Origin of the sequence: Cryobacterium sp. Hh11 (assembly GCF_004404045.1) — a bacterium.
Lineage (GTDB): Bacteria > Actinomycetota > Actinomycetes > Actinomycetales > Microbacteriaceae > Cryobacterium > Cryobacterium levicorallinum.
Map to the genome: position 1 here is coordinate 40,833 of NZ_SOHF01000031.1, position 14,134 is coordinate 54,966.

A 14,134-nucleotide genomic window follows, 5' to 3' on the forward strand; every position below is an offset into this window, starting at 1 on the left:
GTACTGGCAGGTCAGCGCGACCATACCAACGCCGGCGATCAGGCGCGGGGGTGGGCCAGTCCGTAGCTGGCCTTGAGACGTTCGGCGGAGACGTGCGTGTAGATCTGGGTGGTGCCGAGGCTAACGTGTCCAAGTAGCTCCTGCACGGCCCGCAGGTCGGCGCCGCCGTCGAGAAGGTGGGTGGCCGCGGTGTGTCGCAAGGCGTGGGGACCCGCCGGACCGGTTCCGGGAACCTCGGCGAGCAGGGTGGCAACCAGTCGGTAGACCCCGCGTGTGCCCAGACGCTGACCCTGGCGGCCAAGAAACAACGCGGTGGTGCCGGGTGCTGTGGTGCCGGGTGCTGTGGTGCCGTCCGCTGACGTCGGGCCCGAGCTCGACGCGTGCTCCACGAGCGAGCGGCGGGCCTGGCCGAGGTACTGCACGATCGCACGCTGCGCCGGCACACCGAACGGCACCACGCGCTCCTTGGAGCCCTTGCCCGTGACCCGCACGGTCAACCGCTCGAGGTCGACGTCGGCGACGTCGAGTCCGACGAGTTCGGAAACACGCAGGGCCGAGGCGTAGAGCAGTTCGACGATCGCCAGATCACGCGCGGCCAGATCACGCGCGGCCAGATCACGCGCGGCAGGTTCACGATCGATGCGGGCCCCGGATTCGGCGCCACCTGACCCGCCGCCGGCCTCCACTCCCCCGTGCGCGCGGGCCGTGAGCAGTTCGAGCAACTCGTTCATCTGAGTGTGGGTGATCACGCGGGGAAGCGTGTGGCCAGGTTTCGGCGAGCGCAGGCGAGCGGCTGGATCCACGCTGTCGTCGCGGGCCCGCGCCAGCCAGGCGGTGAAGCTGCGCGCCGACGCCGACCGACGGGCGAGCGTCGCGCGGGCGAGGCCGGCCTGGGTGCCCACCCACAGCCATTCCCGGAGCAGCTCCAGGGTCAGATCAGCGGATGCCGCGGCACCACGTTCCGCAGCAAACGCGGCCAGCTGCGCCAGATCGGTGCGGTACGCCCGAACGGTGTGCGCCGAGTAGCCACGCTCTGCGCTCAGGTAGCGCAGAAACGCGTCGATGTCGTCGGTCAGGGTCACGGTTTCAGTTTCGTCTCGGCAGCGAGCGTGCCGCACGCGACCCGCGGCACGGGGGCAGAATTGGCGGGCCGAACGGCATCCGTTCGTGGTCAAGTTGGTCTGCTGGCGCTGGGGTGCCTCGCGTGATCATAGTTGGCGGGAAAAGGCTTCGAGTCGGGCTTCGGGTGACAGGGCGGCCAGTCGATCGACATAGTCGGCCGGAAAATGCGTGGCCGTATCGAAGGCGCCGATCGGCACCTGCGAGTGCGTGATCTCGTCGCCGTAGACGTGCACCAGGTTGAGGGTCCGGCCGCCGTTGACGCCGGTCAGCTCACGCTCGGGGGCGCTGAGATCCATCGTGTAGCAGGTGGCCGCGGCCACGGACACTGGAATTCCGGCGAACAGGCCCTGGGTCGCATAGTGCAGGTGACCACCGAGGATCGCGCGTACGTCGCTGCCGGCCAGCACCGCCGCCAAGCGCGGCTGTTCCTGCAGCTCGAGCACGCTCATCAACGGCAGCGGGGTGGGAATCGGCGGGTGGTGCAGCGCGAGAATGGAGCCGTGACGGGCGGGCGTGCTGAGCACCCCGCGCAGCCACTCCAGCTGCGCGGCGGTCACCTCACCGTGGTGATAGCCCGGCACGCTGGTGTCGAGGGCAATGACTCGCAGGCCATCGAGGTCGTGCACCTGATCGACAGGGTCCTGATCGACAGGGTCCTGATCGACAGGGTCCTGATCGACAAGGTCCTGATCGGCGGGGTCGCGAACGTTGGCGTCCTGAACGAACGGCGCCGCTGCTTCGCCCGGCTGATCCTGCCCGAGTAGGACGCTCCGAAATGCGGCGCGCTGGTCGTGGTTGCCCATCACCCAGATGACCTTCGCTTGCCACTGGGCCGCGGCGGATTCGACGATGCCGCGAATACGTCGGTAGGCATCCGCTTCGCCACGATCAGCGACATCACCGGTGATTATGAGGGCATCGGGGCGGATGCCCGACCGGTGCAGCTGTTCGAGGGCACGATGCACCGTGGTGTCGGTGTCGACGGTGCCGTACAGCGCCGCGGCATCCGCTAGAAAATGGGTGTCGCTGAGGTGAACCAGAATCTTGTCGGCGGGCGCATACTGGCCCCACTGCATGCTCGCCATTTCCCGTCCCGTCGTTGGGATCCACCCTACGGGCTGCCACCGACAGGCCGGTCACCCGGGGCTATTATGGCGGCATGTCTGCCCAGCCGGACTTCTACACCCAGGCTTTGGACCGTGCACTGTTGCACGCCCAAGCCTGGCTTACGTCACTCCCTTCGCGGAACCCGGACTGATGGCACTGCCGTCCGGTCGGTTCTTCGGCTGGGTGATTGAGGGAACCCTTCCCGCATCCCTCGCCGCCGACTAGCTGGTGACCGCGTGGGACCAGAACGCTGGAATGCGCTTCGCCACTCCCGGAACTGCCGTACTCGAGGAGAACGCTGCGGGCTGGATCCTCGATCTGCTCGGGCTTCCTCTCGGAACGGATGTCGGATTCACGATGGGCGCGACGATGGGCAATTTCGTCGGTCTTGCCGCCGGTCGGCAGTGGGTTCTGGAGCATCCGACACGATGGGTGCAGCGATCGACGTGGCGAAGCGGCAGGGAGCCTGGGCGCACGTGGACGGGGCTTTCGGCCTGTGGGTAGCAGCCGATGGCACTCCGGCAACATTGGCCCGGGCAACCCGTTCGAGAAGGTGCCGGAGCTGTCCCGTGGGGCACGAGGCGTTCCGGTCTGGGCGGCGCTCCGATCGCTCGGTCGTGATGGCACGATCGCGCTGGTTGACCGTCTCGCGACCGATGCGCGTGCCCTGGCCGATGGGCTGCGGGCGATGCCGGGGGTCGAGGTGTTCAACGAGGTGGTGTTCATGCAGGTGTGCGTGAGTTTCGGCAGCGACGATCGCACCCGGCATGTGACGCAACAGCTCGTTGCCGACGGCCTAGCGTGGATGTCGGGGGCGCTCTGGCACGACCTTGACATTCTGCGCATCTCGGTGAAGAACTGGTCGACGGATGCCGCGGACGTCGCGTTCTCCCTCGCCGCCGTGAAGCGAGCCTGCGCGGCCATGGACGGGGCCGAGGACATAGCAGTGGTCCCGGACTTGGAGGCAGCGATGGGCGCAGTTGTGGACGCAGCCAACGACATAGTGGAGCGCCGGCCGGATGCCACGTACTCAGCTCCGCACGCGCACGCGCACGCGCAAGCGATCCATAGCCCCGCGACGGACGATCGAAATTGACCGTGCGGATCTGGCGGCCGCATTCGACCACCATCCAGTGACGCCGCACGCCCGGCCACGGGAGGGCCGCTCCAGCTGGCTCCTGGTAGCCCCAAACGCGCCTTACGCGCGGCGCACCCAGCCAGCCTCGCGTTCCTGGGCGGCGCCGTCGAGGTCGAGGCCGCCCAGGGCGCCGCGCACGGCCGCACTCGACAGCCCGGCTCGGCGTGACAGGTCGGCGACCGTGCGCGGCGAGCGACCGCTGAGGGCATCAAACACGCGCACCTGGTCGCTCGTGCGGGGAATCGGACCGGGGCCCGCATCGGCGTTGGGCCCCGCTTCCAGGTGGAAATTGGCCAAGGGCACCGGAATCGACCGATCGCCGACCAGTTCGGCCATTTCGGTCGGGTTGGTCACGCACACCGCGGCGAACTCCCGGATGAGGCGGTGGCAGCCAGCCGAGGTCGGGCTCGTGATCGGGCCGGGCACCGCGCCAAGTGGGCGACCGAGCGCGGAGGCGTGGCCGGCTGTGTTGAGCGAGCCGGACCGCCAGCCGGCCTCAAGCACGACCGTCGCCGCACTGGACGCGGCGATGAGCCGGTTTCGTTGCAGAAACCTCCATTTCGTGGGTGCTGCGCCGCAGGGAAGCTCGGAGACGACCGCGCCGGAGGCCACGATGCGGGTGAGCAGGGAGTCGTGGCCACTCGGGTAGAACCGGTCAACTCCCCCGGCGAGAAAGGCCACGGTCAGACCGTCACTGGCCAGGGCGGCCCGGTGGGCCATCCCGTCGATGCCGTACGCGGCACCGGAAACGATGGCGAAGCCACGGTCGACCAACCCCGCCGAAGCTTCCATGGCGATGTGCTCGCCGTATCCGGTGGCGGCCCGCGCCCCGACCAGTGCGATGGAGTTGGGCAGCGCGGCGAGGGCACCGGGTCCGCCACGCCACCACAGGGCAAGCGGGGCGTGCTTCTCGAGGTCATTGAGAGCCGCCGGCCAGAGGGAATCCGTGGCCAGCAGCAAACGAGCCTCGACGCGGGCCGCCTGTTGCAGCGAGCGGATGACCTCGGTCGAGTTGAGCCGCGGGCGCCAGCGCTGCAGCCCCTGGTCTAACGCGGCCTCGAGTTCGGCGCTGGTATCGGCATCCGCTTCGCTGAAATCAATGGACGGACTCACGGCGAAAAGCGCACTCGGGCCGACCGTCGTGTCGCCGGAGAGCGCGTCGCGCACCAGGGCACCGAGGCGCACCGGGCTCCACGCCTCGAGAATAGCGGTCAAGGCGAGGCTGGCACCGAGGCTCGCCACGAGCACTCCCGCCGTGCCGTCGCCCGGCTCGGCGATGCCCGACCACGCGGCGCGGGCGAACACCTCGGCGACCATTGCGGTCTCGATTTCCATGGCGGCGCCGTTGGTCGTGCCGCTCCCGTCTGCACCGTCGGCCCGATCCGTGCCGACGGCCCGATCTGCACCGTCGGCCCGATCTGTGCCATCAGCTACGCCTGCGCTGCCGGCCAGACCTGGTGTCCTGGCGCTCGAAATCGGGACCAGGTTCGGGCCTGCAGCCGCGGTCCCACCGCGGGCCGGCGGCCCGTCACCGGCCGCCGGCATCCCACCGCGCACCCCGGAGGCGAGTGCCCTGACCCGGGATTCGTCGAGACCAAACAGCTTCATGATGTCATTCCTTTGCGTAGGTAAAGGGCTTGACCGACCTGGTCGGCGCCGGGACTGGTGAGACCGTCGTAGTCGGCGAGGGTCCAGGCGATGCGCAGCACCCGGTCGTAGCCGCGCATGGTGATTCCGCCACGTTCGAGGGCGCGATCCAGGCCCGCCGTGCATGCCGGGGCCAGCCGCACCGGGGCACCGCGCAGCCACGGGCCGGGCACCTGGGAGTTCACGGTCCACGGCGTGCTGCCCAGCCGTTCGGCTGCTGCAGCCCGAGCGGCCACCACCCGATCCCGGGCGCTAATGCTCGTGACGCGCTGGGTGCCGGCGGCGAGGCGCAGCTGGGCGGCGGTAATGCGCTTGACGTTGAGTTGGATGTCGATGCGGTCGAGCAGCGGACCGGAGATGCGCGCGAGATAGCGGCGGCGCGCGTTCGGCGGGCAGGTGCAGCTCAGGTCGCCGGCCCCGTACTGCCCGCAGGGGCACGGATTGGCCGCCATCACCAGTTGGAAACTGGCCGGGAAGTGGGCGACGGCATTGGCCCGGTGGATGCTGATCCAGCCGGATTCCAACGGTTGGCGCAGCGCGTCAAGCACCGGCGAAGCGAATTCGGGGGCTTCATCGAGAAACAGCACTCCGTGCGAGGCTTGCGAGGCAGCACCGGGACGAATCTGTCCGTTGCCGCCGCCGACCATGGCTGCGGCCGTTGCGGTGTGATGGGGTGCTTCCCACGGCGGCCGGGTGATCAGGGCATCGCCGAGTCCGAGACCGCTGAGCGAGCGCAGGGAGCTGACTTCGAGCGAGCTGGCCGGGTCGAGATCGGGCAACAGCCCGGGCAGTCGGGCCGCGAGCATGGTCTTGCCGGCGCCGGGCGGGCCGAGCAGAAAGACGTGGTGCCCACCGGCGGCGGCGATCTGCAGCGCCAGGATGGCGTCGTCGTTGCCGATCACGTCGGCCAGGTCGGGTTCGGCAGCCAGACTGCTCGGTACGGTCGCCGCCAGGATCGGCTCGACCGGAATCGGCGGGAGGTCTGCCCCATGCCAGATCGCCGCCTCGCGCAGCGATGCGACGCCGATCACTCGAATATCGGGAACGAGTCGCGCCTCTGCCTCATTGCCGATGGGTACCATCACCGTCGTGTGACCGAGGCGGGCGGCGGTCATCACGCCCGGCAGGATTCCCGGGGTCGGTCGCAGCCGCCCGTCGAGGGCGAGCTCGCCGAAGTGCACGACCTTGCCCACCGACTCCTGCGAAATGGTGCTGTCGGCGGCGAGGCAGGCCAGGGCGATCGCGAGGTCGAACCCGGCACCGTGTTTGGGCAGCGCGGCCGGCGACAGATTGATGGTGAGGCGGTGAACAGTGAGGGGACATCCACTGTTCGCGGCCGCAGCACGCACCCGCTGGGTCGCCTGAGACAGGGCAGCGTCGGGCAGGCCGATCAGAATCATGCCGGGCAGTTGCGCCGAGATATCGGCCTCGACCTCGACGAGCGCCCCGGTCAGGCCGAGCAACGCCACGGCATGGGTGCGGGCGATGCCCATCAGAACACGCCCTCGAGGTGTTCGATGACCGGTTCGCGGCCCCGCGGGGCGATCACGGCGATGACGTCAAGCCTAATCTGGCGCGGCCACCGCTCGGCCTGCACACACCAGGCCGCGGCGAGGCGGCGCATGCGGGCAAGTTTTTTCTCGGTGATGGCTTCAAACGGATGCCCAAAGCTCAGGCTGCTGCGCGTCTTCACCTCGACAAAAACCACCGCAGAACCGCGTTGTACGACGAGGTCGATCTCTCCCTCGGCGCACCGCCAGTTGCGGGTGAGAATTGTGTAGCCGGCACCCTCGAGAAAGAGCGCGGCCTGCTGCTCGCCGAGTTTGCCGACTTCGTCTTTGCGCGCCACGAGTGCCTCCGAGAACCAGAGTGACCGCTCGCGGGGCGCCGTGGCCGGGCCGCCACCGCATTGGTACAGAAGGCGGCGATCCGGGCGCTGTGGAGGAGGCTACCCGCAGCAGGAGCAGGAGCAGGCTGCGTCGGGGCGCAGAACAGACCGAGGCGGCTACTCGTCCTGCAGCACGAACAAGCGGCGCACGACCTCGCCGGCGACGAGCGCATCCAGGCTCTCGTTGAGGTCGGCGAGCGGACGCGTATCGGTGTGCAGCAGCTCGACCGGCAGCTTGCCGTCGCGCCAGAGCTGCAGGTAGGCCGGAATGTCCCGGCTCGGCACGGAGTCGCCCATATAGGAGCCGAGCAGTCGGCGACCGAGCCCCGCGAACTGCAGCGCGGGCGTTGTGATGGTCTGCTCGGGGTGCGGCAGGCCGACCGAGACGAGCGCGCCGCCGCGGGTGAGGAGGGCGAGGCTCGCCTCCATGACCCGGGCGCTGCCGACCGCCTCGATGGCGAGATCAACGCCGTCGCCGGCATGCGTGTTCACGAGCTCCGCTGCTTGCTCGGGCGATCCGGTGTGGTCGGCGCCGCACCGCACGGCGAGGGCTTGTTTTTCGGGCAGCGGGTCGATGGCGATCACGGTCGTGCCGTCGACCTGCGCGGCGGCCATGACCGCCATCAGGCCGACCGCGCCGAGACCGAACACGATCACCGACTGGCCGGGCGCGAGGGCGCCGGTGCCCAGCACGGCGCCGATGCCGGTCAGGGCCGCGCAGCCGAACATTGCAGCGACCTCGAACGGAACGTCCTGGTCGATCACCACGACGGATTCGCGGGCGACGACGGCGTACTGGGAGAACGCCGAGACGCCCAGGTGGTGGTTGATACGCTCCCCCGCTCCGCCCACCAGCACGGCCGGGCCGTGCAGCAGGTCGCCGGTTCCATTGGCCTCGGCGCCGCGGTGGCAGAGTGCTGGCCGCCCGGCCCGGCAGGCGCGGCAGTCGCCGCAGCTCGGCACGAACACGAGAACGACCCGGTCGCCGAGCTTGAGATCGTCGATGCCGTCGCCGAGCCCGGCAACGGTTCCCGCGGCTTCGTGGCCGAGCGCCATCGGCAGGGGGCGCTGGCGCGAACCGTCAATGACCGACAGGTCCGAGTGGCAGAGGCTGGCCCGTTCGATGCGCACGAGCACCTCGCCGGCGCGCGGGACCGGCACCGGAATCTGCTCAAACGTCAGCGGGCGGCTGTCGGCGTAGGGGCGCGCCGAGCCCGCTTCGCGAAGAATCGTGCTGAGCATCATTGTTGGAGTCATTCCTCCAACCTATCGCCAGCGGCCACGTACGCTGGGCTTATGACCACGCTGCGCAACCGGGTGACCGATCTCACAATGCGCGCCATGAATGGTGTGCACCGGATGCTTCTGGCCCTCTCGGGCGGACGCCTCGGCTGGACCATCGGCACCATGCAGACCGTTGAACTGCACACGATCGGCCGCAGCAGCGGGTGTCCTCGGTCGACGATGCTCACGGCGCCGATTCATGAGAGCGGGCGGTACGTGCTGGTGGCGTCCAAGGGCGGCGACGACCGGCATCCGTTCTGGTACAGCAACCTCGTGGCGCAGCCGGACGTAGACCTGACCATTCGCGGGGTGACGCGGCCTTTTCGGGCGCGCACCGCGACATCCGCTGAGAAAGCCGCGCTGTGGCCGCGCATCGTGGCCGCCTACCCCGGCTATGGCGCCTACCAAGGCCGCACGGAGCGCGACATTCCCGTGGTTATCTGCGAGCCGCGCTAACCCGGTGTTGAGGTTACGCTACGCGAAAGCAGCGGCGGCGGGCCGCCTGCGGAACGCGATCACATCCCCGGGCCCACCTTAGGAAGCTGGGCCCGTGATAGATCATGGGCCCACTTTCCGGGCCCGGGCCCGGTACAAATCACACTGCTAGGCGACGGGCTCGAGGGCCTCAGTGGCGAGGATGGCCGGGAAGATGGGCGCGTGCACGCCCGCCATCTCCTCGAGTACCCGAATGACCTGGCAGCTGTAGCCGAATTCGTTGTCGTACCAGACGTACAGCACGGCCTTCTGCTCGGTGACGATGGTGGCCAGCCCGTCGACGATACCGGCGCGACGCGAGCCGAGAAAGTCGCTGGAGACGACCTCGGGCGAGTCGATGTAGTCGATCTGCCGGTGCAGTGAGGAGTGCAGCGACATGGTGCGCAGGTAGGTGTTGAGTTCGTCCTTATCGGTGGCTCCGGCCAGGTTGAGGTTGAGGATGGCCATCGACACGTCGGGCGTGGGCACGCGAATCGCGTTGCCGGTGAGTTTGCCGGCGAGCTCGGGCAGAGCCTTGGCGACGGCCTTCGCCGCACCGGTCTCGGTGATCACCATATTGAGCGCGGCCGAGCGACCACGGCGGTCGCCGGAGTGGAAGTTGTCGATCAGGTTCTGGTCGTTGGTGAAGGAGTGCACCGTTTCGACGTGGCCGTCGATGATGCCGTAGCGGTCATTGACCGCCTTGAGCACCGGGGTGATCGCGTTCGTGGTGCAGGACGCCGCGGTGATGATGCGGTCGCTCGCCAGGATGTCGCCGTGGTTGATGCCGTGCACGATGTTCTTGAGCGCGCCCTTGCCCGGCGCGGTCAACAGCACCCGGGACGCTCCGGGGCATTTCAGGTGCTGCGAGAGTCCTTCTTCGTCGCGCCATTTGCCGGTGTTGTCGACGACGATGGCGTCGTGGATGCCGTACTGCGTGTAGTCGACGCTGGCCGGGTCGCCGGAGTAGATCACCTGGATGAGCGTGCCGTTGGCGAGGATGGTGTTGTTCTCTTCGTCGATGGTGATCGTGCCCTCGAAGGGGCCGTGTACCGAGTCGCGGCGCAGCAGGCTCGCGCGCTTCACCAGGTCATTGGCGGATCCGCGCCGCACGACGATGGCCCGCAGCCGCAGCCCCTGGCCACCACCGGCGTGCTCGATCAGGATGCGCGCGAGCAGTCGGCCGATCCGGCCGAACCCGTAGAGCACCACGTCGGTGCTGGAGCGACCGCCGCGTCCGTGCTGGCCGACCACATCGGCGAGTTCGCCGCGCAGGTATTCCTCGAGGGTGACCCGGTCGTTCTGCTCGCGAAAGCCGAGGGCCAAGCGGGCCAGGTCGACCGAGGCAGCACCGAGACCCAACCCGTCGAGGGCCTGCAGAATCGGCAGCGTCTCGTCGAGCGGCAACTCGACATCCGCTATATGACGGGCGAAGCGGTGCGCCTTGAGCAGGCCAATGACCGACCGGTTGACCAGGCCGCGCCCGTAGACGCTCGTCACCACATTGTTATCGCGGTAGAGGCGCCCGATCAGGGGAATCATCGCCTCGGCGAGAGCCTCGCGGTTGCTCCACGTTGCACGGGCACGATCAGCGTCCTGGATCACAGGGTTGCCTTCCTAAACCATCTTTAGTCAGTTAGACGGAGCATGTCCGGCCACCCCGCGGCCCCGGAGTCATTCCTTACTCGTCGAGCGCAAGTTCCTTGGGGAGTTCGAAGTCTTTCGAAGCGAGCTCTTCCACGTTGACGTCCTTGAAGGTCAGCACGCGTACCGACTTCACGAACCGGTCGGAGCGGTAAACGTCCCAAACCCAGACGTCCTTCATGGTCAGTTCGAAATAAAAGTCGTGCTCGGTGTCGCGGCGCACCAATTCGACCTCGTTTGCGAGGTAGAAGCGTCGTTCGGTTTCGACAACGTACTGGAACTGGCCAACGACGTCTCGATATTCCCGGTACAGGGCCAACTCGACCTCTCGGTCGTAGTCCTCGATTTCGTCTTCTTCCATGATGATCTCATCTTACAATGAGATTTTCAGCCACGATTTTCGATGTAAGGGGCTCGGTCCGAGCAGGTCGATCGCGCTCATGTGCGCCGCGCTGCCATAGCCCTTATTCGACGCCCAGCCGTAGCCAGGTTCGTCATCGTGCGCCGCGATCATCAGACGGTCGCGGTGTACCTTCGCAATAACGGATGCCGCCGCGACCGACGCGCAATCTCGGTCGGCTTTGATGCGGGTCACGACGTTGAGCGGGGTGGCCAGCGCCTTATTCAACCAGTCGTCACTGCCGTCGAGCAGCACGATACTGCCGGCCACGTCGACGCCCTGCGCATACAGGTCGGACAGGGCACGCTTGCCGGCCAGGCCGAGGCAGGCGATGATGCCGAGTTCGTCGACCTCCGCGGCCGAGGCGAGTCCGACAGCCGAGAACGTCGCCCAGGCCGCGGCGAGCGGCGCAAGACGTTCGCGGCGCGGCTCGCTGAGCATCTTCGAGTCGCGCAGTCCAACCGGCATGGTCAGAACGGATGCGTTCACCGCGGCGAATCCGACGGCCACCGGCCCGGCGAGGGCACCGCGGCCGACCTCGTCGCATCCGATGACGAAGCTCGCGCCGGTGCGCAGGAGGTCGAACTCCACCTCGAGGGTGGGATCAGAAACCGCCACTACTCGGTGCCCTGCTCGGCCTGCTCGACTTCGCGGAACACCTCGGGGTAGTCATCGAGCCAGGCCCAATGGGCCAGCGGCCAGCTCACGACCAGAGCCCGCCCGACGACGTTCTCGACGGGCACATAGCCCTGACCGGCGGTCTCGCCGTTGAACCGGGAATCCTTGGAATTGTAGCGGTTGTCCCCCATCATCCAGAGCGAGTCGTCCGGGATGGTCACGTCGAAGTCGATGTCGGAGACCTTGGCCTCGCCGGCCGGCAGCAGCACGTAGGCGGATTCGTCGAGCGGAACGTCGTTCACACTCATCTGGCCGAGGGCGTTGCAGCAGACGACGTGGTCGCCGGGCAGGCCGATGACCCGTTTGATCAGGTGGTCGTTACTGTCAGGGGCAGACAGGCCCACGACCGAGAGCAGCCAGTCGGCGCCGGCAACAACAGGATTTTGCACGATCTCGGCCTGCGGCAGCAGCCATCCGCCCGGATCTTTGAATACGACGACATCGCCGCGCGTGATCGGGATGAGCTCGGGTTCGAGCTGGTTCACGATGATGCGATCGTCCACCTGCAGAGTGTTCTCCATCGACCCGGACGGGATGTAGAACGACCGAATCAGAAAGGTCTTGATCAAAAACGAGATCAGCAGAGCCACCACGAAAATGATCAACAGGTCGCGAATGAACAGCAAGACGCTGCGCTTCTTGCTGGGCGCCTTCGTACTTCGTGCCATTTTGCTTCGGGACCTCTTCGACTCTGACACCCGATGATCGGACCTGGAGGTGAGCACTTCATCTGTCATTTAACCGCCTGAGCTCCCCATCAGTTTAGGTGATGGGGAGCTCAGTAAGAATCCGGTTGAACCTTGGGTCAGCGCGAAAGTTAGCGCTTTTCCTTGATCTTGGCCTTCTTGCCACGCAGGTCGCGCAGGTAGTACAGCTTCGCGCGACGAACGTCGCCGCGGGTCACGATCTCGATGTGGTCGATGACCGGGGAGTGCACCGGGAAGGTGCGCTCGACGCCGATCTGAAAGCTGACCTTGCGAACGCAGAACGTTTCGCGCACGCCTTCGCCGGAGCGGCCGATGACGACTCCCTGGAAGACCTGGATACGAGAGCGGGTTCCCTCAATGATGTTGACGTGAACCTTGACGGTGTCGCCGGCACGGAAGTCAGGAAGATCCTTCTTCAGTGATGGGGCGTCTACCGCGTCGAGAATATGCATGTTGTTTCGCTCTCTGTACCCGCCACAGGTCGACTACGCTCGGTGCTTCATTCGAAGCAATCGGTATGAGTTGTGCGCCGCACAAAGCAGGTTCCCCTGTGGCAGAGTCCTGCAGCGGCACAATCGCTTATTCTGCCATGAACGAGGCCCGGCTGCAAAGTCGGGCTCGATTGAGTTAGATGCGGTCGCGCTTTTCTTCGATGACGATGACCTCGGGGGTGCCCGTACGGCCAAAGCCGGGCGTTGGCCTGGTCGTCTTCGGCGACGCATAGGGCAGTGGATGTCCCGGCGCGGCCGGTGCAGACTGCCCGCGTGCCGTCTGCTCCACCAGGTCGACCATCGCGAGCATTCGACGCTTGGCAGAGTCGAACAGCTCCCAGAGCGCGAACCAGAACACGGCCAGTCCGCCGAGGATGACCAACACGCTGAGCCAGCCGGCGGCATCCGTGGAAAAGGGGATGGCGATGATGAGGGTGTGCCAGAGGCTGAGGACGCCGACGTCGGCATAGGAGACGGCGCGGGTTTCGCGCACCTCTTTGCGCGCATAGAAGAGGAGGGCGACGAGGAGAAGCCCGAGGCCGATGAGCACGGCTCCGAAGAAGATGCCCAGAACGGCCCAGGCGCCCGATCCAAAGATCGAGGACCCGACGAGGAGCCAGAGCGGCAAGGCTCCGGCGGCAATGAATTGCCAGTGGAAGAAGGCACGGCGGATGATCACCGCGTCAGTTTATCGACGGCGGCTGGGGCTTTGCTTGGCGTTCGCTGGGGGCAGAAGATCGGGTGACATCAGGTCGGGGCGCACCCGTTCGGTGCGTTCAATCTGCTGCTGCCGGCGCCAGGTGCTGATGGCGCCGTGGTTGCCGCTGAGCAGCACGGGCGGTACGTCGAGGCCGCGCCAGCTGGACGGTTTGGTGTAGCTCGGGTATTCGAGCAGGCCGTCTTCGTGGGATTCCTCGACGAGGCTTTCCGGGTTGCCGACAACGCCGGGGATGAGGCGTCCGATGGCTTCGATCATGGCCATTACGGCAACCTCTCCCCCGTTGAGCACGTAGTCGCCGAGGCTGACCAGGCGCACCCGGCCGCGCTGTGAGTAGTGGTCGACGACGCGCTGGTCGATGCCCTCGTACCGGCCGCAGCCGAAAACGAGGTGCTGCTCGAGCGAGAGTTCGCGGGCCATCGCCTGGGTGAACTGATCGCCGGCCGGGGAGGGAAAGATGAGGATCGGGCCGTCGTCGGCGGCGTTGACGACGGTCGGCGCTTCGGTTTCGGCCTGGTCGGCGGTCGGCGTTTCAGTTGCGGCAGCCTCGGTCGCTACGGCCGCGGCGTCGGTCGCTACAGCTTCGGTCGCTACAGCCTCGGGAGCGGCGCCGAGGATGGCGTCGAGGGCTGCGCCCCACGGTTCGGCCTTCATGACCATGCCGGCACCGCCGCCATAGGGCGTGTCGTCGACCGAGTGGTGCCGGTCGTGGGTGTGGTCGCGCAGGTTATGCACGCCGAGTTCGATCAGTCCGCTCTGGCGAGCCTTGCCGAGCAGCGACAGATCGAGCACATCGAAGAATTCGGGAAAAATGGTGACAATGTCGATGCGCATGG

General features: G+C 67.1%; 16 protein-coding genes. 3 read left to right on the plus strand and 13 right to left on the minus strand.

The window, feature by feature from the left end; all coding sequences use genetic code 11:
- Window positions 1-38: 38 nt before the first annotated feature.
- Together E3T46_RS14540 and E3T46_RS14545 are read right to left on the minus strand one after the other, a co-directional pair.
- Window positions 39-1,082, minus strand: coding sequence for a tyrosine recombinase XerC (locus E3T46_RS14540; protein WP_134579095.1), 1,044 nt, complete (start codon window positions 1,080-1,082; stop codon window positions 39-41).
- 126 nt (window positions 1,083-1,208) lie between these two features.
- A complete protein-coding gene (locus E3T46_RS14545) occupies window positions 1,209-2,207 on the minus strand; it encodes a metallophosphoesterase (protein WP_134579096.1) in 999 nt (332 codons plus the stop codon).
- Between the two features lie 250 nt (window positions 2,208-2,457).
- Between E3T46_RS14545 and E3T46_RS18820 the strand changes: the two genes are divergently transcribed.
- Window positions 2,458-2,733 (plus strand): hypothetical protein, encoded by a 276-nt coding sequence (locus tag E3T46_RS18820; protein WP_347232621.1) that lies wholly within the window; start codon window positions 2,458-2,460, stop codon window positions 2,731-2,733.
- Window positions 2,726-3,325: a hypothetical protein gene (locus E3T46_RS18825; protein WP_347232622.1), complete on the plus strand. Its 600-nt coding sequence runs from the start codon at window positions 2,726-2,728 to the stop codon at window positions 3,323-3,325. The genes E3T46_RS18820 and E3T46_RS18825 overlap by 8 nt, the downstream gene beginning before the upstream one ends.
- A 102-nt stretch (window positions 3,326-3,427) precedes the next feature.
- Here the strand turns inward: E3T46_RS18825 and dprA are convergent, their stop codons facing one another.
- The 4 genes from dprA to E3T46_RS14570 form a co-directional block, all read right to left on the minus strand.
- Window positions 3,428-4,975 carry a DNA-processing protein DprA gene (dprA, locus tag E3T46_RS14555; RefSeq protein WP_241980791.1) on the minus strand — a complete coding sequence of 516 codons (1,548 nt, stop codon included), beginning with the start codon at window positions 4,973-4,975 and terminating at the stop codon, window positions 3,428-3,430.
- A complete protein-coding gene (locus tag E3T46_RS14560; RefSeq protein ID WP_134442785.1) occupies window positions 4,972-6,507 on the minus strand; it encodes a YifB family Mg chelatase-like AAA ATPase in 1,536 nt (511 codons plus the stop codon). The genes dprA and E3T46_RS14560 overlap by 4 nt, the downstream gene beginning before the upstream one ends.
- Window positions 6,507-6,863 carry a YraN family protein gene (locus tag E3T46_RS14565; protein ID WP_134579097.1) on the minus strand — a complete coding sequence of 119 codons (357 nt, stop codon included), beginning with the start codon at window positions 6,861-6,863 and terminating at the stop codon, window positions 6,507-6,509. Before E3T46_RS14565 ends, E3T46_RS14560 begins: the two co-directional genes overlap by 1 nt.
- Window positions 6,864-7,019: 156 nt before the next feature.
- Window positions 7,020-8,159 carry an alcohol dehydrogenase catalytic domain-containing protein gene (locus E3T46_RS14570; protein WP_134579098.1) on the minus strand — a complete coding sequence of 380 codons (1,140 nt, stop codon included), beginning with the start codon at window positions 8,157-8,159 and terminating at the stop codon, window positions 7,020-7,022.
- 39 nt (window positions 8,160-8,198) lie between these two features.
- Between E3T46_RS14570 and E3T46_RS14575 the strand changes: the two genes are divergently transcribed.
- Window positions 8,199-8,642: a nitroreductase/quinone reductase family protein gene (locus E3T46_RS14575; protein ID WP_134579099.1), complete on the plus strand. Its 444-nt coding sequence runs from the start codon at window positions 8,199-8,201 to the stop codon at window positions 8,640-8,642.
- A gap of 147 nt (window positions 8,643-8,789) precedes the next feature.
- Here E3T46_RS14575 and E3T46_RS14580 read toward each other — a convergent pair whose 3' ends face one another.
- The 7 genes from E3T46_RS14580 to trmD form a co-directional block, all read right to left on the minus strand.
- On the minus strand, window positions 8,790-10,265 hold the full coding sequence (locus E3T46_RS14580) for a glyceraldehyde-3-phosphate dehydrogenase (protein ID WP_134579100.1): 1,476 nt from the start codon (window positions 10,263-10,265) through the stop codon (window positions 8,790-8,792).
- A gap of 76 nt (window positions 10,266-10,341) precedes the next feature.
- On the minus strand, window positions 10,342-10,665 hold the full coding sequence (locus E3T46_RS14585) for a DUF2469 family protein (protein WP_092449218.1): 324 nt from the start codon (window positions 10,663-10,665) through the stop codon (window positions 10,342-10,344).
- A 12-nt stretch (window positions 10,666-10,677) separates the two neighbouring features.
- A complete protein-coding gene (locus E3T46_RS14590) occupies window positions 10,678-11,322 on the minus strand; it encodes a ribonuclease HII (protein WP_134579101.1) in 645 nt (214 codons plus the stop codon).
- Window positions 11,322-12,050: a signal peptidase I gene (gene lepB / locus E3T46_RS14595; protein WP_134579102.1), complete on the minus strand. Its 729-nt coding sequence runs from the start codon at window positions 12,048-12,050 to the stop codon at window positions 11,322-11,324. Before lepB ends, E3T46_RS14590 begins: the two co-directional genes overlap by 1 nt.
- A gap of 149 nt (window positions 12,051-12,199) precedes the next feature.
- Window positions 12,200-12,541: a 50S ribosomal protein L19 gene (gene rplS / locus E3T46_RS14600; RefSeq protein WP_092108884.1), complete on the minus strand. Its 342-nt coding sequence runs from the start codon at window positions 12,539-12,541 to the stop codon at window positions 12,200-12,202.
- A gap of 175 nt (window positions 12,542-12,716) precedes the next feature.
- The gene (locus E3T46_RS14605; protein ID WP_134579103.1) at window positions 12,717-13,259 is read right to left on the minus strand and encodes an MFS transporter; all 543 of its coding nucleotides are present in this window, start codon (window positions 13,257-13,259) and stop codon (window positions 12,717-12,719) included.
- Between the two features lie 9 nt (window positions 13,260-13,268).
- On the minus strand, window positions 13,269-14,132 hold the full coding sequence (trmD, locus tag E3T46_RS14610) for a tRNA (guanosine(37)-N1)-methyltransferase TrmD (RefSeq protein WP_134579104.1): 864 nt from the start codon (window positions 14,130-14,132) through the stop codon (window positions 13,269-13,271).
- Between the last annotated feature and the right edge of the window lie 2 nt (window positions 14,133-14,134).